A 22,354-nucleotide genomic window follows, 5' to 3' on the forward strand; every position below is an offset into this window, starting at 1 on the left:
GGCGCTACGGTCGGCGGCACCAGTGGGAGCGGTTCCATTCAGTCGGTGCGTTGTCAGGTACGCGCCTGAGCTGCAAGGAGTCGCTCATGCGACACCCCCCGCGTTCGGCATCCCTGCTCGCGGGAGCCGCGCTCGCTCTGGCGAGCGCTGTTCTCGCACCGGCGGCCTCGGCGTCCGCCGCGCCCGAGGCCACACCGTCGGGTTCGGCATTCGCCGCGCCCGGTGCCACACCGTCGGCGTCCGTCGCCGCCCCCGTGTGCACGGTGGAGTACACCACCGTGAACGAGTGGGCGGGTGGATTCCAGGGCTCGGTCACCGTCACCAACAACGGCTCCACGCTGAACGGCTGGAGCCTCGGCTTCGACTTCACGGGCGGCCAGCGGGTCACCCAGGGCTGGGGCGCCCGGTGGTCCCAGTCCGGGACCTCGGTCACCGCGGCCAACGAGAGCTGGAACGCGACGCTCACCACGGGCGCGAGCGTCACGGCCGGCTTCATCGGCTCGTCGTCCGGCGCCAACCCGTCGCCGACGGCGTTCACCCTGAACGGCACGGTGTGCGGCGAGGATCCGGGCGGCCCTACGGACCCGCCGGACCCGCCGGACCCGCCGGACCCGACGGACCCACCGGACCCGCCACAGCCCGGTGACGGGCCGCCGGTGCTCGCCGTGCAGGGCAACAGGCTCGTGGACGCCGACGGCGCGACCCGCCGGATGCTCGGCGTCAACCGCTCCGGCGGCGAGTTCATGTGCGTCCAGGGCCACGGCATCTTCGACGGCCCCGTGGACGACGCGTCCGTGAAGGCCATCGCGGACTGGAACGCCAACACCGTACGCATCCCCCTGAACGAGGAGTGCTGGCTGGGTCTGGACAACATCGAACCCGAGTACCGAGGCGACAACTACGTCGACGCCGTCAAGGACCTGGTCCGCCGCGTCGAGGCGCGCGGCATGACCCCGATGCTCGAACTGCACTGGAGCTGGGGCCAGTACACCGGCAACTCCGCCGGCTGCGCCGACGTCCACGCGAGCTGCCAGAAGCCGATGCCCAACGCGCGCTACACGCCCGCGTTCTGGACGTCGGTGGCGAACACCTTCAAGGACGACCGCCGTGTGGTGTTCGACCTGTTCAACGAGCCCTACCCGGACCGCGCCACTCCCACGGCCGGCGCGGCGTGGGCCTGCTGGCGGGACGGCGGGACCTGCCCCGGCATCGGCTACGAGGTCGCCGGCATGCAGGATCTCGTCGACGCGGTACGGAAGACGGGCGCGACCAACCTCGTCCTCGTACCCGGCCTCGCGTACTCCAACGACCTGAGCCAGTGGCTCACGTACGCCCCCACCGACCCTGCGGGCAATCTGGCCGCCGCCTGGCACGTCTACAACTTCAACACCTGCGCCGACGAGGCGTGCTGGAACTCCACCCTCGCGCCGGTCGCCGCCCGCGTACCGCTGGTGGCGGGTGAGATCGGCGAGAACACCTGCGGCCACGGCTTCATCGACCGCGTCATGAAGTGGTTCGACGACCGGGGCCTGTCCTACCTGGGCTGGACGTGGAACACCTGGGACTGCTCCGCGGGCCCGGCCCTGATCAGCGGTTACGACGGCACCCCCACCGCGTTCGGCGTGGGCCTGCGTGACCACCTGCGCGCCGTCGGCGGCTGACACCCCACCCGGCGCACGCGGCCGACACACCTCCGGCCGCAGCGCACCACCGAAGCACCGGACCACGGCACCGGACCGGCGTACCCCGACCACGGCCCCACACTGCCGCACCCGCACCACGGCACCGGACCGCCGCGCCCAGACCGCGGCACCGGACCGCCGGACCAGACCGGCCTACCCCGACCGACCTACCCCGACCGACGTATCCAACCGGTCCGACCCACCGTCGGAACCGATCGCAACCCGAGAGGACGACCCGATCCCCATGAGCCGCACACAAGCACCCCCCAACCGTCGCAGAACCGCTCTCCTGGCCGCCTGCACCCTCATCGCCACGGCCGGGGCCACCGCGACGGCGTTCAGCTCCCCCGCCGGGGCCGCCGCCCCGGGCTGCAAGGTCGACTACACGGTCACCAACCAGTGGGACACCGGCTTCGGCGCCAACGTCACCGTCACCAACACGGGCGACGCCCTCAACGGCTGGACGCTGGAGTGGACGTACGCCGGCAACCAGCGGGTGACGCAGGGCTGGAACGCCACGATCACCCAGTCCGGCGCGGCCGTCACCGCGAAGAACGCCTCCTGGAACGGCGCTCTCGCGACGGGCGGTTCCACGTCGTTCGGCTTCAACGGCTCGTACAGCGGCACGAACTCCGTCCCGGGGACGTTCAAGCTGAACGGCGTCACCTGCAACGAGGGCTCGGGCCCGACCGACCCGCCGACCGACCCGCCCACGGACCCGCCGGCCGGCAGCCGCGTCGACAACCCGTACGCGGGCGCCAAGGTCTACGTCAACCCGGAGTGGTCGGCGAAGGCCGCCGCCGAGCCGGGCGGTTCCAAGGTCTCCAGCCAGCCGACCGGTGTCTGGCTGGACCGCATCGCCGCCATCAACGGCGTGAACGGCGGCATGGGCCTGCGCGACCACCTCGACGAGGCGCTGCGCCAGAAGGGCAGCGGCGAACTGGCGATCCAGCTGGTCGTCTACAACCTGCCCGGCCGCGACTGCGCCGCGCTCGCCTCCAACGGCGAGCTGGGCCCGACGGAGATCGGCCGCTACAGGACCGAGTACATCGACCCGATCGCGGCCATCCTCGCCGACCCGAAGTACGCGGGCCTGCGCATCGTCACGACGGTCGAGATCGACAGCCTCCCGAACCTGGTCACCAACGTCACGCCGCGTCCGACGGCCACGCCGAACTGCGACGTGATGAAGGCCAACGGCAACTACGTCAAGGGCGTCGGCTACGCCCTGAAGAAGCTCGGCGCGGTCGCCAACGTCTACAACTACGTGGACGCCGGTCACCACGGCTGGCTCGGCTGGGACGACAACTTCGGCGCGTCGGCCGCCATCTTCAAGGAGGCGGCGACGGCCGAGGGGTCGACGGTCGCCAACGTGCACGGCTTCATCGTCAACACGGCCAACTACAGCGCGCTGAAGGAGGACCACTTCGCCATCGGCGACTCGGTGAACGGCGTGTCCGTCCGCCAGTCCAAGTGGGTCGACTGGAACCGGTACACCGACGAGCTGTCGTACGCGCAGGCCATGCGCGCCGAGCTGGTCAGAATCGGCTTCGACAGCAAGCTCGGCATGCTGATCGACACCTCCCGCAACGGCTGGGGCGGCACCGCGCGCCCGACCGGCCCGGGTGCCCTGACGAACGTCGACGCGTACGTCGACGGCGGCCGCTACGACCGCCGCATCAACCCCGGCAACTGGTGCAACCAGGCGGGCGCCGGCCTCGGCGAACGCCCGCAGGCCAACCCGGCCGCCGGTATCGACGCGTACGTGTGGATGAAGCCCCCGGGCGAGTCGGACGGCGCCAGCAAGGAGATCCCGAACAACGAGGGCAAGGGCTTCGACCGGATGTGCGACCCCACGTACACCGGCAACCCCCGCAACGGCAACAGCATGTCGGGCGCCCTCCCGGACGCACCGGTGTCCGGCCACTGGTTCTCGGCCCAGTTCCAGGAGCTCCTGAAGAACGCCCACCCGGCACTCTGACGTCCACTGCTCCCACGGCTGACGGCTGACGGCTGACGGCTGAGGTTTCACCGACCGCGAGCCCCCGCCCCCCGGCGATACCACCCGGGGCGCGGGGGCTCGTCCATGTCTCCCCCTATGGTTCCACCCATGAGCGTTCCCGATCTGATACCGATCGCCCACGAGCCGGATTACCGCACCCGCACCATCGGCCGTTGGCGGGACGGCCAGTTCTTCGCGTCCGTCACGGCGGCCTTCCCGGAATCCTGGAGCGACAGCGACGGCGACGGCGACGGCGACGGCGACGGCGACGGCGACGGCGACGGCGACGGTGGCTGGCAGGCGTCGAAGCGGTGGTACGCGGTGCTCCACACGTTCGACCCGGCAGGCCGGCACCTGCGCTCGCGCATCGAGTTCACCGGCACGTCGGCGTCCGGGGAGCGGCAGGCGGTCGACGCCGCCGACCGCGTGCTGACCGCGTGGCTGGACGCGCTACCGCAGCGGGAGTTCGGGGACATCGCCATCGCCCCGTTCGCGGTGCGCCAGGACGGCGTGCTGTTCGGGCTGGTCCTGGAGGAGCGGGACGACGAGGACGGCGAGGACGGCGAGGACGGCGAAGAGGACGACGAGGAGGAGGGTGAGGAGGTGTGGGCGGAGTTCTACCCCGACCAGCTCGGCTTCACCGCGCCCTGGGACGGTACGTACGACACCTGAACCACCGCGTACGGCCGCGTCGTCGGGGGCGGCGGCGACGGTGCCATCGTGCTGTTGGACGACAACCCTGGAGGGTGACGATGTACGCGATATCCCTGGGCGACGACGGCGCCGAGCTGCGTCCGCTCGAACCGTGGCAGGCCGAGGAGTTCCTGGCCCACATCGACCGGGGCCGGGAGTTCATCGGGCGGTACAACGGGCTGCCGGACGTCGTGAAGGACCTGGAGTCGAGCCGGGCGTTCCTCCAGGCGTACGCGGACAAGGCCGCGACCGACAGCGGGCGGATCTACGGCATCCGTACGGACGGCAAGCTGGTCGGCGCGGTCATCTTCCGGCAGATGGACGTCGAGCGGGGCACCGCCGAAGCGGGCTGCTGGCTGGAACCGGCGGCGGTGGGCCGGGGCCTGGTGACCCGGGCCGTACGCCTGATCATCGACTGGGCCGTCGAGGAGCGGGGCATCCACCGCGTGGAGTGGGTGGTGTCGGCGGGCAACGAACCCAGCATCGCCGTGGCCCGGCGGCTCGGTATGACCAGGGACGGTGTGCTGCGGCAGAGCTACCTGTACCGGGGGGAGCGGCACGACGAGGAGGTCTGGTCGGTCCTCGCGCCCGAGTGGCGGGCGGCCGGGCAGGCGCGTTGACGGGCTGACCCGGAGGCTGTCCACGGCAGGCGTGGGCGGCCTCTTCGCGTTTTCAGGCGACCGTCGTCGCTCGTCGCGGCTCCGCGCTGCTGGTCGCGGTCCCTCGCTGTTCGCCGCCGCTGGTCGCGGTCCCTCGCTGTTCGCCGCCGCTCGTCGCGGTCCCTCGCCGCTCGTCGCCGCTGGTCGCGGTCCCTCGCTGTTCGCCGCCGCTCGTCGCCGCTCGTCCGCGCGGGGTACGGGCGGGTTCCGGCGGTGGCGGTGCCGCGCGGTGAACTCGTCTCGGCTCGTCTTGGGGGTCCTGCGGCGCGGGAGCGTGGTGTCGAACCGGTCGGACCGGTCCGGCCGGTCGGGCCCTTCACCGTACGAGAGACGGGAGCACACTCATGTCACGTCGTCGTCCCCTGCGCCGTCGCGAGCGCATCACCCTGCTGGGCATCGCCCTCGGCAGTCTGGTGACCGCTGTCACCGCGGCGACCACCACCGCCGTGGTGAACGTGCTGCTCCGCTGAGGGCGGCGGGGCGCGGCGAGGCGTCCGCGTCCGTGTCCGCTGTCGGCGGGGCGGGCGCCCCGCCGCCCTCGGAGAACCCTGCGCGAACAGGACGGAATACGCGAGGATGGTGCGAGTGACGATCGACAAGGGACGGCCGCGCAAGGGCAGTCAGCGCCCTCTGGAGCGGCCTTCCGGGGTGGCCTTCGGGGAACTGCGGGCGCTGAAGGAGTTCCTGTACGAGCTGTACGTGGAGGCGGGCACACCGACCGTCGCGGACATCGCGCGCTGGATCCGCGACGACGACGGTCACGCCGGCAGCCCTTCCAAGGACGCGGTGCACCGCATCATCGCCTCCGCCGAACTGCCCGCCGGGCAGGCCGATGTGATGGCGGTGGCGTCGGTGCTCGCCCAGGAGGCGGGATGGGACGCCGCCCACGCGTCGTGGCAGGCGAGGAGGTTGTGGGTGACCGCCCGGCTGGCCAGGCCGCTGGGGACGCCGGTACCGGACCTGGATCCGTTCGCGCTGGAGGTGCACCGGGCGATAACGCTGTCGGACCACGCCGCACAGGACGCGCTGCCGCGACTGCCGCTGTACGTGGAGCGCGACCACGACACGGCCCTGCGCATGGCGGTGGACGAGGCGATCGGCGGCCGCAGCCTGCTCGTGACGCTCGTCGGCGAGTCCTCCACGGGGAAGACCCGCGCCTGCTGGGAGTCGCTGCGCCGGCTCCCCGACGGCTGGCGGGTGTGGCATCCGTACGACCCCACGCGCCCCGAGGCGGCGCTCGGGCACCTGGAGGACGTCCGGCCCAGGACCGTGGTGTGGCTCAACGAGGCGCAGCACTACCTGCTCGCGCCCGACGCGCGGACGTCCGAGCGCGTCGCGGCCCGGCTCCGGACCGTCCTGAGCGACCGGGACCGTCGGCCCGTCCTGGTCCTGGCGACCATGTGGCCCCGGTACTGGGAGGCTCTGACGAGCCCCCCGTCCGCCGGTGCCCATGACCTGTTCGCCCAGCAGCGGGACCTGCTGACCGGGGTGGGTCGCTGCGTCACCGTGCCCAGCGCCTTCACGGAGCGGGACATCGCCGAGGCGCACGGGAAGGCCACGGAGGACCCCCGGCTCGCGCGCGCGGTGGCCGGGGCGCTGGACGGCGAGGTGACGCAGTTCCTGGCGGGGGTCCCCGCGCTGATGGCGCGCTACGCGTGCGCGCCGCCCGGCGCCGCCGCCCTCATCCGCGCCGCCATGGACTTCCGGCGCCTCGGGCACGGCCCCGCCCTGCCCCGGCGGCTCCTCGCCGAGGCCGCCCAGGACTATCTCACCGACCGCGAACTGGACGCCCTCGGCCACGACTGGCTCGACGCGGCACTCGCGTACTGCGCGGAGCCCTGCCGTGGCGTACCCGGTCCGCTGACCAGGATCCGGCGGGGGGCGGGAGCGGGCGCGCTCGGCGGCACGGCCTACGGTGGCACGGGCGTGCTCGGCGGCACGGCCTTCGGTGGCACGGGGGCGCTCGGCGACACGGCCTTCGGCGGCACGGGCGCGCTCGGCGGCACGGCGGCCTCCGGCGGCACGGGGGCGCTCGGCGGCACGGACGTCTACCGGCTCGCCGACTACCTCCAGCAGCACGGCGGCGCCGAGCGCAGGCTCCTGTGCCCGCCAGCCTCGTTCTGGGAGGCGGCGGCCCGGCACGCGGTGCGCGGCGACGATCTCGTGGCGCTCGCCGCCGCCGCGCGCGCCCGGGGGCGGCTCCGGCACTCCACCCTCCTCTACCGCGCCGCCGTCGACGCGGGCAGCTCCGACGTCCTGCTCGACCTGGCCGATCTGTGCGAGGGCTCGGGCGCCCTGGGCGAGGCGCGGAAGCTGTACGAGGAGCGGTACGAGGCCGACGGGCGGGCACTGTGGGACCTCGTACGGCTCCGCGAGCTGACCGGCGATCCTGACGGAGCGGAGGAACTCGCCAACGAGGCCGCCCGCAAGGGGGACGCCGAACCCCTCGCGGCACTGGCCCGGTTACGTCACGAGGCGGGCGACGAGGAGAGCGCCGAACGGCTGGTGGCCGCCGCCGCGCGGACGGGCAGGATCCGTGACTTCGCCGATCTCGCCCGTACCCGTGAAGAGGCGGGCGACACGCGAGGCGCCGAGAACCTCGCCCGCGCCGCGCTCCGGAAGGGCAGCGCGTTCGCGCTCACCGAACTCGTCCGCATCCGCGAGAAGTCCGGCGACAAGGAGGGCGCCGACCGGCTCGTCCTGCTGGCCCTGGACGCCGGCAAGGTACGGCCCGCCGCCAGGCTGGCGCGCCTGCGGGAGCGGTCCGGCGACACCGAGGGGGCCGCGCGCCTGCTGCTCGCCGCCGCCCGCGCCGGCAGCGTCTTCGCGCTGACGGAACTGGCCCGGCTGTCCGGCAGGGCGGGCGACACGCAGTCGGCCGAACGGGCGCTGCGGGCCGCGGCGGCGGCGGGCAGCACGTACGCGCTCACCGAACTCGCCCGGCAGCGGGACAAGGCGGGGGACGATGAGCGCGCCGCGGAGCTCTACCAGGCGGCCGCCGAACTCGGCAACACCGACGCCCTCGCCACCTTCGCGCTGCTGCACGAGGTCGCGGGGAACAGCGAGATCGCCGAGTCGCTGGCGTGCCGGGCGGCCGACGGCGGCAGCACGTTCGCACTCGTCGAGCTGGTGTGGGTACGGGAGCGGGCGCAGGACCGGGCCCGTGCGGAGAGCCTCGCCCTGACCGCCCAGCGCGCCGGGAACAGCGGAGCCATCGCGCTCATCGCCCGGCTCCGGGAGGAGGCCGGGGACAAGCTGGGCGCGGAGGAGCTGGTACGGCGGTACGCCGCTTCGGGCACCAGCCTGGTGCTCCACGAGTTCCTCCGGCTGCGCGAGTCGGGCGGTGACCGGGAGGGCGCCGAGCGGTTGGCGCACCACGGCGGCAGCCGCACCCTGGCCGGCCTCGCCCAGCTGCGGGAGGACGCCGGACTCGTCCAGGACGCCGAGCGCCTCTACGAGCTGGCCGCCGACCGGGGAGACACACGGGTGCTCACCGAACTCGCGCGGCTGCGGGAGGAGGCCGGGGACCTGGAGGGCGCCGAGCGTCTCGCCCGCCGGGCCGCCCACGCCGGTCACGCGGTCGCCCTGGCGGTGATCGCCCGGCTCCGCGCGGACGCCGGCCTGCCCGACGACGCCCGACGGCTCTGCCTCGCGGCCGCCGACGCCGGATACGGGGACGCGCTGGACGTCCTGGTGCGGCTGGCCCGCGAGTCCGGCGCCCCGGACACCGAGGCGCTGTGCCGCTACGGCCTGGCACCGGACGGCACGACGTCCCAGCCCTGGTGACGACCCGTTCGGTCCGGCCCACCGGGGGTCACGGCCGCACCGGCCCGGCGTCCGGGCGGACGGTCAGGCGGTGCGGCCGGGCGGGGCAGTGCGGCCGGGCGGGGCGGGCGGTGCGGTGCGGCCGGGCGGCGCGGCCACGCCCGGTCGGCGGCCGTCACGTCGACTCGCGGACCACCAGCTCCGTCGGCAGCACCAGTTGCCGGGGCTCCGTGTCGGTGCCCGCGATCTCCTGGAGCAGGACGCGGGCCATCACACGGCCCATCTCCTCGATCGGCTGGCGCACACTCGTCAGCGCCGGGTCCATGTGGCGGGCCACCGCCGAGTCGTCCACGCCGATCAGCGCCACGTCCTCCGGGACCCGCCGGCCCGCGTCGCGCAGGGCACCGCGCGCGCCCGCCGCCATGACGTCCGAGGCCGCGAACACGCCGTCCAGGTCGGGGCAGCGGTCCAGGAGTTCCCGCATCGCGCGGCGGCCGCCGTCCTCCGTGAAGTCCGCGGAGGCGACCAGCCGGTCGTCGGGCGCGAGGCCCGCCGCCTCGATGCCCTGCCGGTAGCCGTCGAGGCGGCAGCGCGCCACGTACATGTCGAGCGGCCCCGTGATGGTGGCGACCCTGCGCCGCCCCCGCCCGGTCAGGTGGTCGACCGCCGACCGGCCGGCGCCCACATTGTCGGAGTCCACGTACGCGACGGGCTCGGTCTCGGAGCGGCGGCCGTTGAGCACGGCCGGCATGCCCAGTTGCCGCACGAGATCGGGCAGCGGGTCGTCGGCGTGCACGGAGACCAGCAGGACGCCGTCCACGCGCTGCGCGGCGAGGTACTGCTCGAACCTCTGGCGCTCCTTGCTGGAGCGGATCAGAGTGAGCAGCAACTGCTTGTCCGCGTCGGCGAGTTCCGCGCTCACGCCCCGGATGATGTCCAGGAAGTACGGTTCCGCGAAGAGCCGCGCCTCGGTCTCGGGGATGACCAGGGCGACGGCGTCGGTGCGGGCGCCGGCCAGGGCGCGCGCGGCCCGGTTGGGTACGTACCCCAGCTCGGCGATGGCCTGGCCCACGGCCGCCTTGGCGCGGTCGCTCACCCGGGGCGACCCGTTGATCACGCGGGACACCGTGCCCCGGCCGACTCCCGCCCTGGCCGCGACCTCCTCCAGCGTGGGTCTGCCGGTCTGCCGTCCGTTCACCGCCATCGGTCTCCCATCGACTCGACCTCGATCCCCATGAACCCATGCGCCCATGAACCCATGAGCCCATGCACCCATGCACCCATGGACCGTCGAACCCGGGCAGCGGGGAACCTCGACCCCGGCGACCCGCGCACTTCTTCCGGCCCAACTTAGGGGCCCAACCTAGAGGGTGCCCCCTGGGCAGCCCTCAGGGGAGGGGCCACGTCATGACCAGGCGTCATGGGAGCGCTCCCAATGCCACGGAGCGTACCACCGCACGGAGTCGTTCCTTCAGCTTCTGAAGCCTCCGTCCACTCCGCGACACCCCCGCATCCCCCTCCGGCAACAATTCGCGTTCACCTCTTGACACCCACCCCCGCAAGGCAGCAACCTTCCGGGCATAACCGGGGTGGGAGCGCTCCCATCAGTCCCGGCCGCTGCCGAGCCGCTGAAGCCGACCGGACCTCTGGACCCCGACAAACGCCGAGAAACCCCGAGAAAACCCAAGAGTCGCCGGGAAACCCGGCCCTCATCGGCGCACATCAGCACCACCCTGGACGAGGAGAGTGGAATGCGCACTTCCAGCAGATGGAGCGGATCACGCGGCACGGCGCGCGGACGCCGCCGCCCCGCGCTCGCGGCAACGGCCCTCCTGGCCTGCACGGCCCTCATCGCCGGCTGCAGCAGCGACGACGGCGGCTCGGACCAGGCCGGCGGCGACGGAAAGATCACGCTGCGCATCGGAACCTTCGGTTCCTTCGGCTACGACAACGAGAACGGCGCCAAGCTCTACGCCGAGTACGAGAAGCTCAACCCCAACATCAAGATCGTCGAGTCCAACGTCGCCGACGGACAGAAGTACTGGGACACGCTGAAGCTCCGCCTCGCCCGCAGCAGCGGCCTCGCCGACATCCAGGCCATCGAGGTCGGCTACATCGCCGAGGCCACCGGGCCCACCATGGGCAACAAGTGGGTCGACCTGTCGAAGACCGGTGGCGCGGACACCTCCGCCTTCCTGGACTGGAAGGTCAAGCAGGCCACCACCGCCGAGGGCTCCGTGATCGGCCTCGGCACCGACATCGGCCCCATGGCCGTCTGCTACAACAAGGACCTCTTCGCCAAGGCCAAACTGCCCACGGAGCGCGGCCAGGTCGCCCAGCTCTGGGCGGGCGACTGGGCGAAGTTCGTCGAGACCGGCAAGACGTACCAGAAGAACGCGCCCGCCGGGACGTCGTTCCACGACTCGGCCAGCGGCCTGTTCAACGCCGTGCTGTCCAGCCAGCCGGATCAGTACGCCAATGAGCAGGGCGAACTGAACTGGGAGAACAGCCCTGGCGTCAAGAAGGCCTGGGGCCTCGCCGTCGACGCCGCGGAGGCCGGGATCACCGCGAAACTCCGCCAGTTCGACGAGAAGGGCACCTGGAACGCCGGCTTCAAGAACTCCAAGTTCGCCACCGTCGCCTGCCCGAGCTGGATGACCGGCATCATCAAGGACCAGGCCGGCCCCGCCAACAAGGGCAAGTGGGACATCGCGACCCCGCCCGAGGCGGGCAACTGGGGCGGCTCGTTCCTCGCCGTGCCGAAGGCCGGCAAGCACGCGGAGGAGGCGGCCAAGCTCGCCGCCTGGCTGACCGCCCCGGAGCAGCACGCCAAGGTGTTCGGCGTCAACGGCAACATCCCGTCCACGAAGTCCACGCTGACCTCGGCGACCGTCATGAACGCCAAGATCGACTACTTCGGTGACACGCCCGTCGGCAGGATCTACGCGGAGGCCGCGGCCGGCATCACCCCCGCGCCGGTGAGCCGCCACGACGGCCAGGTGAAGACCTTCATCACCGACAACGGCATCCTCGACATCGAGCAGCGCGGCACCGCCCCTGACAAGGCATGGGACAACGTGAAGAAGCTCATCAAGGACAAGATCGCCCAGTAACCCCGACTCGGCGGCCCCGGGTACTCCGGGGCCCGCTGGACGGGCTCCCCTCCCGGCGCTCCGGCCAGGGAGGCCGGCCAGGGCCACTCCCCTGGCCCCGCTGACCGACCTGGCGGTGGCCCGGGAAAGCACCCGGGGGTCGCTCGCGCCGAAGGACACTCCCCGGGGCTGCCCCGCCGGGGCGTGTCCGGGGCGCTTCCGGGGGCGGGGCTCCCGGGGCTGGCCGGGTGGGGGAAGCCCCTGGAGGCAGGGGCTGGCCGGGTGGGGGAAGCCCCGAGGAGCCTCCGCCTCGGGGCCCCCTGACCACGGCCCCCCGAGGCCCTCCCTCCGGGACCGCCCGGACCCCCCGGCCCCCCGGCCCCCAAGACCCCGGAACCCCAAGGGGCGCGCCGGTCCGGGGACCGTCGTATCCCTCGCCCTCGCACGCTGTACGCATCCGAACTGGAAGGACGCCCGCGTGGCTACCTCCGTCCGGGCCGCGGCCGACGGCACTCCGCCGCCCGCCCCGCCGCCGCCCGCCTCCTCCGACACACCGAAACCGGCCCGGTCGACCGGCTGGCGCAGCAGGCTGTACCGCTGGGACCTGAAGGCCACCCCGTACGCGTTCATCGCCCCGTTCTTCCTCTGCTTCGCGGCGTTCGGGCTCTTCCCGCTGATCTACACGGGCTATCTCTCGCTGCACCGCGTGGAGCTGGGCGGCGAGGCCGAGTGGCGGGGCCTGGAGAACTACACGGGCCTCACGGACAGCGACTTCTTCTGGAACGCGCTGGCCAACACCTTCACCATCGGGATCATCTCGACCGTCCCTCAGTTGCTGATGGCCCTGGGCCTCGCGCATCTGCTCAACTACAAGCTGCGCGGCCGGGGGTTCTTCCGGGTCGCGGTCCTCGCCCCGTACGCCACCTCGATCGCGGCCGCGACGCTCGTCTTCGCGCAGCTGTTCAACAGTGACTACGGTCTGATCAACACAGCGCTGGGCTGGGTCGGTTTCGAACCGGTCGACTGGGAGTCGTCCAAGTGGCCGGCGCAGATCGCCATCTCGGTGATCGTCACCTGGCGCTGGACCGGCTACAACGCGCTGATCTACCTGGCGGCGATGCAGGCCGTGCCGCAGGACCTGTACGAGGCCGCCGCCCTCGACGGGGCGTCGCGCTGGCGGCAGTTCATCAGCGTCACCATCCCCTCGATCCGTCCGACGATCCTGTTCACCATCGTCGTGTCGACGATCGGCGCCACGCAGCTGTTCGGTGAGCCGATGCTGTTCGGCGGCAGTCTGGGCGTCAGCGGCGGCAGCGGCAACCAGTTCCAGACGCTGAGCCTGCTGATGTACGAGAAGGGCTGGATCACCGGCGCCCTGGGCCAGGCCTCCGCCATCGCGTGGGTGATGCTCCTGCTCCTGCTGCTGATCGGGGCCGTACAGGCGCTCATCGCGCGCGCGAACCGCAAGAAGCTGGGGGGCTGACCCATGACCCAGGTACACGAAGCACGGCGCCACGCCGCCGACGCGCGCCGGCCGGGTGCCCGCGCCGGCTCGGCGCCCGGTACCGGCCGGCGGCTGCGGCAGGGCGCAGGGAAGCAGCACCACGCGGGGCCGTTCACGTACGTCCTGCTCGGTCTGGCCGCGCTCGTCTCGCTGTTCCCGCTGTACTGGAACCTCGTGGCGGCCTCGCACTCGGGCGAGCGGGTCGTCGAGGCGCCCGCGCCGCTGCTGCCGGGGCCCCGGCTGCTGGACAACCTCACCTTCGCCTGGAACCAGGTCGACATGGGCGAGGCGCTCGTCAACACGACGGTCGTGGCGGGCCTGGTGGCACTGTCCACGGTGGTGTTCTCCACGCTCGCGGGCTTCGCCTTCGCCAAACTGCCGTTCCGCGGCCGCAACGTGCTGCTGGCGCTCGTGGTGGCGACGATGACGATCCCGCCGCAGCTCAGCGTGATCCCGCTGTACCAGATCATCACCGACCTGGGCTGGGTCGACCAGCTGCAGTCGGTCGTCCTGCCGTCGCTGGTCGCGGCGTTCGGTGTCTTCTTCATGCGGCAGTACCTGCTGGAGGCGCTGCCCATCGAGCTGGTCGAGGCGGCCAGGATGGACGGCGCGCACAGTCTGCGGGTCATCTGGCACGTGGTGTTCCCGGTGGCGCGGCCCGCGATGGCCGTGCTCGGCATGCTGATCTTCGTCCAGTCGTGGAACGACTTCTTCTGGCCGTTCATCGCGCTGACCCCGGACGGGAATCCGACGCTCCAGGTCGCGCTGGCCGGCCTCGGGTCGGGCAACCACACCGTGAACCAGGCGATCGTCCTGACCGGTGCCCTGATCTCCACCGTGCCGCTGCTGCTGGTCTTCGCCCTGCTCGGCAAGCACATCGTCGGCGGCATCACCTCGGGCGCGGTCAAGAGCTGACCCCCGCCCCCACCTCCTCCGTACTGAATCCCTCTCTGTGTTGGGAGCGCTCCCATATGACTGCGTCCGATGCCAGGCCGCTCACCGCGACCCGTCAGTTCCCGCCCGGTTTCCTCTGGGGCACCGCCACCGCCGCGTACCAGATCGAAGGAGCCGCGACCGAGGACGGCCGCACGCCCTCGATCTGGGACACGTTCTCGCACACCCCTGGGAAGGTCTTCCAGGGGCACACGGGTGATGTGGCCGTCGACCACTACCACCGGTTCCGTGACGACGTCCGGCTCATGAAGGAGCTGGGGCTGAGCGCCTACCGTTTCTCCGTCTCCTGGTCCCGGGTGCAGCCCACCGGCCGGGGGCCGGCGGTCCAGAAGGGCCTGGACTTCTACCGGGCCCTCGTGGACGAGCTGCTCGGGGCGGGCATCACGCCCGCCCTGACGCTCTACCACTGGGACCTGCCGCAGGAGCTGGAGACCGTGTTCCCCGGCGGCTCCGCCGCAGGGGGCGGCTGGCCGCACCGCGCCACCGCCGAACGGTTCGGCGAGTACGCGGGCATCGTCGCCGACGCGCTCGGCGACCGCGTCGACCACTGGATCACCCTCAACGAACCCTGGTGCAGCGCCTTCCTCGGATACGGCTCCGGCGTCCACGCCCCCGGCCGCACCGACCCCGTCGCCGCACTCCGCGCCGCCCACCACCTCAACCTCGGCCACGGCCTGGCGGTCCAGGCGCTGCGCGCCGCCCTGCCGCCCCGGGCGCAGGTCGCGGTGTCGCTCAACCTCCACCAGGTACGGCCGCTCACGCCCTCGCCCGCCGACCTGGACGCGGTGCGCAGGATCGACGCCGTCGGCAACCGGGTCTGGCTCGGCCCCATGCTGGCGGGCGCCTACCCGGAGGACCTGCTCGCGGACACGGCCCGGCTCACGGACTGGTCGTTCGTCCGGCCCGGCGACCTGGCCGACATCCATCAGCCCCTCGACTTCCTGGGCATCAACTACTACACGCCGACGGTCGTGTCGGCCGCCGGCGAAGGTGACGCGAGCCTGCGCAACGACGGGCACGGCGGCGGCGACTTCTCGCCGTGGCCGGGCGCCGAGGAGGTCGCCTTCCACCAGCCGCCCGGCGCCCGGACCGCGATGGGCTGGTCGGTCGACCCGTCCGGGCTGTACGACCTGCTGATGCGCGTGGCCGACGAGCACCCCGGGCTGCCGATGATGATCACGGAGAACGGGGCCGCGTACGAGGACGAGCCCGGACCCGACGGCGTGGTGCACGACCCGGAGCGCATCGCCTACGTGCACAGCCACCTGGAGGCCGCGCACCGGGCCATCGAGAGCGGTGCCGACCTGCGCGGCTACTTCCTGTGGTCCCTGATGGACAACTTCGAATGGGCGTACGGCTACGACAAGCGGTTCGGTGCCGTGCACGTCGACTTCGCGTCGCAGGACCGCACGCCGAAGGCCAGCGCCCACTGGTACGCGCGCGTGGCCCGCTCGGGCGAGCTGCCCGCCCCCGGCGACCTCTAGGAGGTGCGCGGGCGGCCTCTGGGAGGTGCCCGGGCGCCTCCAGGAGGTGCGCGGGCGGCCTCTTGGCCGTGTCGAGCGGAGTGGGAGCGCCCCTACCCCTCCCGAACCGTACAGAATCGGTGCATTCCGTACGGGCGAGCACGACCGGGAGGACGCGATGCGCACACGCACCGGCCGGGCGGCGAGGAGGGCCGCCCGCGCGGTCGCCCTCGTGGCGGTCGCCGCGGCCGCGCTGCTGGGCGGCTGCGCGGGGAGCGACGGCGGCGGCGACGGCAGGACCCGGCTCACCGTGGGCGTCTTCGGCTCCTTCGGCTACCAGGAGGCCGGCCTGTACGACACGTACATGCGGCTCCACCCGGACGTCGTCATCGAGCAGACGTCGATCACCCGGAACGAGAACTACTACCCGCAGTTGCTCACGCATCTCGTCAGCGGCAGCGGCCTCGCCGACATCCAGGCCGTCGAGGTCGCCAACATCGCGGAGATCACCGCCACCCAGGCGGACAAGCTGGAGGACCTCGGCACGGCCCGGGGCGTACGCGAGGAGGACTTCCTGCCGTGGAAGTGGGCGCAGGGCACCGCACGGGACGGCAGAACGGTCGCCCTGGGCACGGACATCGGGCCGCAGGCCGTCTGCTACCGCAAGGACCTCTTCGCCAGGGCCGGTCTGCCCACCGACCGGGACGAGGTCGGCGCCCTGTGGGCGGGCGACTGGGCGAAGTACCGGGACACCGGCCTGCGGTACGCGGCGAAGGCACCGCCCGGGACCGCGTTCGTGGACTCCGCCTCCGGGGTGCTGGCCGCGATCAACGGCAGCGCCGCCACCCGGTTCTACGACCGGGACGGCCGGGTCGTGTACCGCACGAACCCCGCCGTGAAGGAGGCGTGGAACCTCGCCGCCTCCTTCGCGACGGCCGGACTGACCGCCAGGCTGCAGCAGTTCACCCCCGCCTGGGACCAGGCGTACGCGAACGGCACCTTCGCCACGGTGGTCTGCCCCGCCTGGATGCTCGGCTACATCCAGGACAAGGCGGGCCCGGCCGGGCGCGGCCGCTGGGACGTGGCGGCCGCGCCCCGGCCCGGCAACTGGGGCGGCTCGTTCCTCGTCGTACCGTCGGCCGGCCGGCACACGGCCGAGGCGGTACGGCTCGCCGCCTGGCTGACCGCACCGGACCAGCAGGCCACCTTGTTCCGGGAGCGCGGCAGCTTCCCGAGCGCGTCCGCCGTCTACACCCGGCCGGAGGTCGCGGGGGCGAGGCACCCGTACTTCGGCGACGCCCCGATCGGGGCGGTCTTCTCCCGGGCCGCCGAGGGCGTCCCCGTGACCGTCATCGGCCCGAAGGACCTGGTCATCGCCCAGAACCTGGCCGACGTCGGCATGCTCCAGGTCGAGCAGAAGGGCCGGTCGCCGGAGGACGCCTGGCAGGCGGCGGTCAGGACCATCGACAACGCCCTGGACCTGTGACCGGCCCGTACCGGGGCCGGGGCGCCTGGCCCGCGTACGCGTATCTCGCTCCCTTCTTCCTCTTCTTCACGGCCTTCGGGCTGTTCCCGCTGCTCTACACCGGCTGGGCGGCGCTGCACCGGGTCGAGCTGACGGCGCCCACCGAGATGGAGTGGGTGGGGGCGCGGAACTTCTCCCGGCTGCTCACCGACGAGTTCTTCTGGAACGCGCTGACCAACACCGTCACCATCGGGCTGATGTCGACGGTGCCGCAGCTCCTCATGGCGCTGGGCATCGCCCATCTGCTCCACCACCGGCTGCGCGGTTCGCTGTTCTTCCGGGTGGCCGCGCTCACCCCGTACGCCACCTCGGTCGCCGCCGCGACGCTCGTCTTCGCCCTCCTCTTCGGCCGTGACCACGGGCTGGTCAACTGGACGCTGGGGTGGGTCGGTCTCGATGCCGTCGACTGGCAGAACGGCCGCTGGACCTCGCAGATCGCCGTGTCCACGATCGTCGTCTGGCGCTGGACGGGCTACAACGCGCTCATCTACCTGGCCGCCATACAGGCCGTCCCGGCCGAGCTGTACGAAGCGGCGGCGCTGGACGGCGCCTCCCCGTGGCGGCAGTTCCTCCACGTCACCGTTCCCTCCCTCCGGCCGACCATCCTGTTCACCTGTGTCGTCTCCACGATCGGCGCGACCCAGCTGTTCGGTGAACCCCTCCTGTTCAACGGCAGCGCCGGGGCCACGGGCGGTGCCGACCACCAGTTCCAGACGCTCGGCCTCTACCTGTACGAGCAGGGCTGGGTGAACCTCCATCTCGGCCGGGCGTCCGCCATCGCCTGGGCGATGTTCCTGATCCTGCTGCTGGTCGGGGCGTGCGCCTCGCTGATCGCGCGCCGTCTGCGCATGAACGCCTGAGGAGCCGACGTGCCGTCCACCGCCCGTGCGGGCCGCCCCCTGCGCGGCGGCCCCGTCATCCGTACCGTTCTGATCGCCCTCACCGCCGTCTCCCTGTTCCCCCTGCTGTGGACGGCGATCGCGGCGTCCCGCGACAACACCCGCCTGGCCCGTACCCCTCCGCCGCTCTGGTTCGGCGACAACCTCCTCCACAACCTCGGTGTCGCGTGGAGCGACGCCAACCTGGGCACCGCCCTGCTCAACACCACGATCGTCGCGAGCACGGTCGCGGCGGGCACCGTGCTGTTCTCGACGCTCGCCGGGTTCGCCTTCGCCAAGCTGCGGTTCCGCTTCAAGAACCTCCTGCTGCTCCTGGTGATCGGCACGATGATGGTGCCGCCGCAGCTCGGTGCCGTGCCGCTCTACATGCTGATGGCCGAGCTGTCCTGGACCGACCGGCTCCAGGCGGTGATCCTGCCGGCCCTGGTCAGCGCCTTCGGGGTGTTCTTCATACGGCAGTACCTCACCGGCGCCCTCCCCACCGAGCTGCTCGAAGCCGCGCGCGTCGACGGCGCCGGCGGACTGCGGGTCGTGTGGCACGTGGTGTTCCCGACCGCCCGCCCGGCGATGGCGGTCCTCGCCATGCTGACGTTCGTCATGGCCTGGAACGACTTCTTCTGGCCGATCATCGCGCTCACCCAGACCGGCAGCCCCACCGTGCAGGTCGCCCTCACCGGCCTCGGCCGCGGCTATATCCCGGACCAGTCGGTGATCATGGCCGGCGCGCTGCTGGGCACCCTGCCGCTGCTGCTCGTCCTCATCCTGTTCGGCAGACAGATCGTCGGCGGCATCATGCAGGGCGCGGTCAAGGGCTGACCCCGCCGAAGCCGTCCAGGCCGTTCGGGCCGTCCCTCTCCCTCGTCTCCCTCGTCTCCTTCATTTCCTTCGTCTCCTTCCTTTCCTTCTTCTCCGTCCGCTTCGCCTCCGTCGTCACTCCACTCACCGTCGGGAGAGTTCCTTGTCCGTCAGCTTCCCGCCCCGCTTCCTGTGGGGCACCGCCACCGCCGCCTACCAGATCGAGGGCGCCGCCCAGGAGGACGGCCGGACACCGTCCATCTGGGACACCTTCAGCCATACGCCGGGGCGCACCCGGAACGGCGACACCGGCGATGTCGCCGCCGACCACTACCACCGCCGCCCCGACGACGTACGGCTGATGGCGGACCTCGGCGTCAACGCGTACCGCTTCTCCGTCTCCTGGCCGCGCGTCCAGCCCCACGGGCGCGGGCCCGCGCTGGAGAAGGGCCTGGACTTCTACCGGGGCCTCGTGGACGACCTGCTCGACCACGGCATCACGCCCGTCCTGACCCTCTACCACTGGGACCTCCCCCAGCACCTGGAGACCGCCCACATCAGCGGCTCCGACGGGGGCGGCGGCTGGCCCGAGCGCGACACCGCACGCCGGTTCGCCGACTACGCCCGTATCGTCGCCGACGCGCTCGGCGACCGCGTCAGCCACTGGATCACCCTCAACGAACCCTGGTGCAGCGCCTTCCTCGGATACGGCTCCGGCGTCCACGCCCCCGGCCGCACCGACCCCGTCGCCGCACTCCGCGCCGCCCACCACCTCAACCTCGGCCACGGCCTGGCCGCCCAGGCGCTGCGCGCCACCCTGCCCTCCCACGCCCTGCTGTCGATCAGCCTCAACACGTGTGCCGTCAGGGCCAGGAGCGACACCCCCGAGGACCGCGACGCCCAGCGCCGTATCGACGCGCTCGCGAACCGGATCTTCACCGGCCCGCTGCTCGCCGGCGCGTACCCCGACGACCTGCTGGACGACACGGCCCACCTCACCGACTGGTCCTTCGTCCACGGCGACGACCTGGCCGTCATCCGCCACCACCCCCTGGACTCGCTGGGCATCAACTACTACGCACCTACAGTTGTATCCGCCGCCACTGACAGTCACGGTTCGACCGCCGACGACGGCCACGGCGCCAGCGCCCACTCCCCGTGGCCCGGCGCCGACCACGTCTCCTTCCACCAGCACTCCCCCGAGCACGAGCGGACCGACATGGGCTGGTCCGTCGACCCGACCGGCCTGTACGACCTGCTGATGCGCTACACCCGCGAGGCGCCGGGCCTGCCCCTGGTCGTCACCGAGAACGGCGCCGCCTACCCGGACGCGCCCGCCGCCGACGGCGCCGTGGACGACAGCGACCGCATCCGCTATCTGCACGGCCATCTCACCGCGCTGCACCGGGCGATGGCTGACGGCGCGGACGTACGGGGCTACTTCCTCTGGTCGCTGCTGGACAACTTCGAATGGTCCTACGGGTACAGCAAGCGCTTCGGCGTGGTCCGCGTCGACTACGACACGCAGGAACGTACGCCCAAGGCCAGCGCCCACTGGTACGCGCGCCTCGCCCGCTCGGGCACGCTGCCCGACCTGCCGCCGGACGCGCGCCCGGACGTCCGCTCGGCGTGAAACGTGCGCGCGCTCCGACCGGGTGGGGTGACGGTCGGAGCGCGCGCGGTGGGGGGCTCGGGAGGGCCTCGGAGGCTCGGGGCGCTTGGAAGGGGTCGGGGGCTCAGGAGGGGCGGAAGCTCGGGAGGGGGCGGGGCGGGCAGGTCTACTTGTAGGCGGCGAACGCCTTCGTGAAGGCGAGCGGCTGCTGGAGGATGGAACTGCAGGTGGCGTCCGCGTGGTTCACGGCCCCGGCGGCGCACTGCCTGTCCCGGGTCGACGACCACATCGACAGCCAGCCGATGCCCTTGGACCGCGCGAAGTCCACGAGCTCCGCCGCGTCCTCGACCGTGAAGATCTCGGTCGTCACGTCGTTGACGCCGATCATCGGGGTGACGGCGACCGTCTTCCAGGCGGCCGCGTCGGAGAGCCCGAGCACGCCCTTGATCTGGGCCTGCGTCGCGGTCGCCGCCTGGATCGCGTACCGGCCCATGTCGCCGCTGTACGCCGGGCCGTAATCCATCGCCATGATGTTGACCGCGTCGATCCCGACGCCGTTCCTCTTCGCGTCGGCGAGCAGGCTCACGCCCGGCTGCGTCAGCCCCTCGGGCATCACCGGCAGCGTGAACGAGACGTCCAGGCCCGGACGGGACTTCTGAAGCCGCGCGATCGCCTGGGCACGCCGGGTGTTGGCGGCGGTGTCCGGGAGGGCGGCGCCCTCGACGTCGAAGTCGACCTTCGTCAGCTTGTACTGGTCGATGACCTTGCCGTACGCGGCGGCCAGCTCATCGACGCTCCCGCAGTTGAGCGCGAGCTCGTGCCCGGCGGCCCCGCCGAAGGACACCCGCACGTCGCCGCCCTTGGCGCGCAGGGCGCCGATCTGTGCGGCCACCTTGTCGTTCGCGAGGTCGGTGACCCCGCCCCAGCGCGGGACACAGCCGCCGCCGGAGGTGATGAAGGCGAGGGTGAACTCCCGCACCCCGGTCTTGGCCGCGGTGTCGAGCATGTCGTACGCCGGGTAGAGGGACGTGTCGACGTACGGCGCGAACCGCGCGCCCGCCGGCCCGGCCGTCGCGGTGGGCGTGGGCGTGGGGGTGGGGGTCGGTGTGGGAGTGGGAGTCGGGGCGGTCGGGGTCGGTGTGGCCGTGCGTGTCGGGGTCGCGGTGGGCGTCGCGGGGGTGGGGGTGGGCTGCTCGGTGGGGCGGCCGGTGGGCAGCGGAGTCGTACCCGCGTCGGCCGAGCACGTCACACCGTCGATGAGGCAGCCGGCCGGGTCGCCCGCCTGCCCGGCGGCACTGGTCACGAAACCGACGGTGACGGACGCGCCGGGCGCCAGCTCCTTGTTCCAGCTCGCGGGCCGTACGGTCACGTGGCGGCCGTCGACCGTGTGCTCGCCGTTCCAGAGCGAGTTGACGCGGGTGCCGGCCGGCAGGTCGAACTCCAGCGTCCAGCCCGAGCGCACCGAACCGGTCGTGTTCGTGATGACGTACTGGCCGGTGTAACCGCCGTCCCAGGCGCTGGTCCTGGTGTACGCCGCGCTCACCGCCGCCGCCTGCGCGGTGCCGGTGAACGCGAACGCCGCGCCGCCGGCCACCGCGGCCGCCACGACCGCGCCGATCGCCTTGGCCTTGACGCTCGCCCTGCGCCGGTGCGTGCTTGTGCCCATGACGTGCCTGCCTCATGTACGGGGGGTGGGGACGGGGAGCACG

The 22,354-nt window shown here is 72.5% G+C and carries 17 protein-coding genes; 14 read left to right on the forward strand and 3 right to left on the reverse strand.

The features are described from left to right. Positions 1–86 precede the first annotated feature (86 nt). The 6 genes from ACGF5U_RS04805 to ACGF5U_RS04830 all read left to right on the forward strand — a co-directional run bounded on the left by ACGF5U_RS04805 (position 87) and on the right by ACGF5U_RS04830 (position 8,822). Positions 87–1,661 carry a cellulase family glycosylhydrolase gene (locus tag ACGF5U_RS04805; protein ID WP_392712943.1) on the forward strand — a complete coding sequence of 525 codons (1,575 nt, stop codon included), beginning with the start codon at positions 87–89 and terminating at the stop codon, positions 1,659–1,661. Between the two features lie 265 nt (positions 1,662–1,926). Beyond that, the gene (locus ACGF5U_RS04810; RefSeq protein ID WP_392712945.1) at positions 1,927–3,663 is read left to right on the forward strand and encodes a glycoside hydrolase family 6 protein; all 1,737 of its coding nucleotides are present in this window, start codon (positions 1,927–1,929) and stop codon (positions 3,661–3,663) included. Positions 3,664–3,792: 129 nt separating this feature from the next. Further along, on the forward strand, positions 3,793–4,356 hold the full coding sequence (locus tag ACGF5U_RS04815; protein WP_392712946.1) for a hypothetical protein: 564 nt from the start codon (positions 3,793–3,795) through the stop codon (positions 4,354–4,356). A gap of 80 nt (positions 4,357–4,436) precedes the next feature. Beyond that, entirely contained in the window at positions 4,437–4,997 is a 561-nt protein-coding gene (locus ACGF5U_RS04820; RefSeq protein ID WP_392712947.1) for a GNAT family N-acetyltransferase, read from the forward strand. Between the two features lie 383 nt (positions 4,998–5,380). Next, positions 5,381–5,506: a hypothetical protein gene (locus ACGF5U_RS04825; RefSeq protein WP_392712948.1), complete on the forward strand. Its 126-nt coding sequence runs from the start codon at positions 5,381–5,383 to the stop codon at positions 5,504–5,506. 115 nt (positions 5,507–5,621) lie between these two features. Beyond that, positions 5,622–8,822, forward strand: a complete 3,201-nt coding sequence (locus tag ACGF5U_RS04830; protein ID WP_392712949.1) for a hypothetical protein — start codon at positions 5,622–5,624, stop codon at positions 8,820–8,822. A gap of 154 nt (positions 8,823–8,976) precedes the next feature. Here the strand turns inward: ACGF5U_RS04830 and ACGF5U_RS04835 are convergent, their stop codons facing one another. Then, positions 8,977–10,005, reverse strand: coding sequence for a LacI family DNA-binding transcriptional regulator (locus ACGF5U_RS04835; protein WP_392712950.1), 1,029 nt, complete (start codon positions 10,003–10,005; stop codon positions 8,977–8,979). A gap of 547 nt (positions 10,006–10,552) precedes the next feature. On the opposite strand from ACGF5U_RS04835, the gene ACGF5U_RS04840 reads away from it, so the two are divergent. The 7 genes from ACGF5U_RS04840 (at position 10,553) to ACGF5U_RS04870 (ending at position 19,054) form a co-directional block, all read left to right on the forward strand. Continuing rightward, positions 10,553–11,914: an ABC transporter substrate-binding protein gene (locus ACGF5U_RS04840; RefSeq protein WP_392712951.1), complete on the forward strand. Its 1,362-nt coding sequence runs from the start codon at positions 10,553–10,555 to the stop codon at positions 11,912–11,914. Positions 11,915–12,371: 457 nt separating this feature from the next. After that, the gene (locus tag ACGF5U_RS04845) at positions 12,372–13,376 is read left to right on the forward strand and encodes a carbohydrate ABC transporter permease (RefSeq protein WP_392712953.1); all 1,005 of its coding nucleotides are present in this window, start codon (positions 12,372–12,374) and stop codon (positions 13,374–13,376) included. 3 nt (positions 13,377–13,379) lie between these two features. Beyond that, entirely contained in the window at positions 13,380–14,312 is a 933-nt protein-coding gene (locus ACGF5U_RS04850) for a carbohydrate ABC transporter permease (RefSeq protein ID WP_392712955.1), read from the forward strand. A gap of 56 nt (positions 14,313–14,368) precedes the next feature. Then, on the forward strand, positions 14,369–15,835 hold the full coding sequence (locus ACGF5U_RS04855; RefSeq protein ID WP_392712956.1) for a GH1 family beta-glucosidase: 1,467 nt from the start codon (positions 14,369–14,371) through the stop codon (positions 15,833–15,835). Between the two features lie 157 nt (positions 15,836–15,992). Then, positions 15,993–17,300 carry an ABC transporter substrate-binding protein gene (locus tag ACGF5U_RS04860; RefSeq protein ID WP_392712958.1) on the forward strand — a complete coding sequence of 436 codons (1,308 nt, stop codon included), beginning with the start codon at positions 15,993–15,995 and terminating at the stop codon, positions 17,298–17,300. Then, positions 17,297–18,199, forward strand: a complete 903-nt coding sequence (locus ACGF5U_RS04865) for a carbohydrate ABC transporter permease (RefSeq protein ID WP_392712959.1) — start codon at positions 17,297–17,299, stop codon at positions 18,197–18,199. Before ACGF5U_RS04860 ends, ACGF5U_RS04865 begins: the two co-directional genes overlap by 4 nt. Before the next feature lie 9 nt (positions 18,200–18,208). Then, a complete protein-coding gene (locus ACGF5U_RS04870; RefSeq protein ID WP_392712961.1) occupies positions 18,209–19,054 on the forward strand; it encodes a carbohydrate ABC transporter permease in 846 nt (281 codons plus the stop codon). On the opposite strand, the gene ACGF5U_RS04875 is transcribed toward ACGF5U_RS04870, so the two are convergent. Then, entirely contained in the window at positions 19,044–19,181 is a 138-nt protein-coding gene (locus ACGF5U_RS04875) for a hypothetical protein (RefSeq protein ID WP_392818322.1), read from the reverse strand. The two genes, ACGF5U_RS04870 and ACGF5U_RS04875, sit on opposite strands and share 11 nt — an antisense overlap. 15 nt (positions 19,182–19,196) lie before the next feature. On the opposite strand from ACGF5U_RS04875, the gene ACGF5U_RS04880 reads away from it, so the two are divergent. Beyond that, on the forward strand, positions 19,197–20,666 hold the full coding sequence (locus tag ACGF5U_RS04880; protein WP_392712964.1) for a GH1 family beta-glucosidase: 1,470 nt from the start codon (positions 19,197–19,199) through the stop codon (positions 20,664–20,666). Positions 20,667–20,811: 145 nt separating this feature from the next. On the opposite strand, the gene ACGF5U_RS04885 is transcribed toward ACGF5U_RS04880, so the two are convergent. Then, positions 20,812–22,311 carry a cellulose binding domain-containing protein gene (locus ACGF5U_RS04885; RefSeq protein ID WP_392712965.1) on the reverse strand — a complete coding sequence of 500 codons (1,500 nt, stop codon included), beginning with the start codon at positions 22,309–22,311 and terminating at the stop codon, positions 20,812–20,814. Positions 22,312–22,354 lie beyond the last annotated feature (43 nt).

The organism is Streptomyces sp. NPDC047886 (assembly GCF_043204435.1).
Classification (GTDB): Bacteria; Actinomycetota; Actinomycetes; order Streptomycetales; family Streptomycetaceae; genus Streptomyces.

Bases quoted from the DNA above. Each gene is read 5' to 3' on its own strand.
- ACGF5U_RS04855 (WP_392712956.1), top strand. From the start codon at position 14,369: ATGACTGCGTCCGATGCCAGGCCGCTCACCGCGACCCGTCAGTTCCCG.
- ACGF5U_RS04840 (WP_392712951.1), top strand. From the start codon at position 10,553: ATGCGCACTTCCAGCAGATGGAGCGGATCACGCGGCACGGCGCGCGGA.
- ACGF5U_RS04885 (WP_392712965.1), bottom strand. From the start codon at position 22,311: ATGGGCACAAGCACGCACCGGCGCAGGGCGAGCGTCAAGGCCAAGGCG.
- ACGF5U_RS04850 (WP_392712955.1), top strand. From the start codon at position 13,380: ATGACCCAGGTACACGAAGCACGGCGCCACGCCGCCGACGCGCGCCGG.
- ACGF5U_RS04810 (WP_392712945.1), top strand. From the start codon at position 1,927: ATGAGCCGCACACAAGCACCCCCCAACCGTCGCAGAACCGCTCTCCTG.
- ACGF5U_RS04835 (WP_392712950.1), bottom strand. From the start codon at position 10,005: ATGGCGGTGAACGGACGGCAGACCGGCAGACCCACGCTGGAGGAGGTC.
- ACGF5U_RS04805 (WP_392712943.1), top strand. From the start codon at position 87: ATGCGACACCCCCCGCGTTCGGCATCCCTGCTCGCGGGAGCCGCGCTC.
- ACGF5U_RS04815 (WP_392712946.1), top strand. From the start codon at position 3,793: ATGAGCGTTCCCGATCTGATACCGATCGCCCACGAGCCGGATTACCGC.
- ACGF5U_RS04860 (WP_392712958.1), top strand. From the start codon at position 15,993: ATGCGCACACGCACCGGCCGGGCGGCGAGGAGGGCCGCCCGCGCGGTC.
- ACGF5U_RS04820 (WP_392712947.1), top strand. From the start codon at position 4,437: ATGTACGCGATATCCCTGGGCGACGACGGCGCCGAGCTGCGTCCGCTC.
- ACGF5U_RS04825 (WP_392712948.1), top strand. From the start codon at position 5,381: ATGTCACGTCGTCGTCCCCTGCGCCGTCGCGAGCGCATCACCCTGCTG.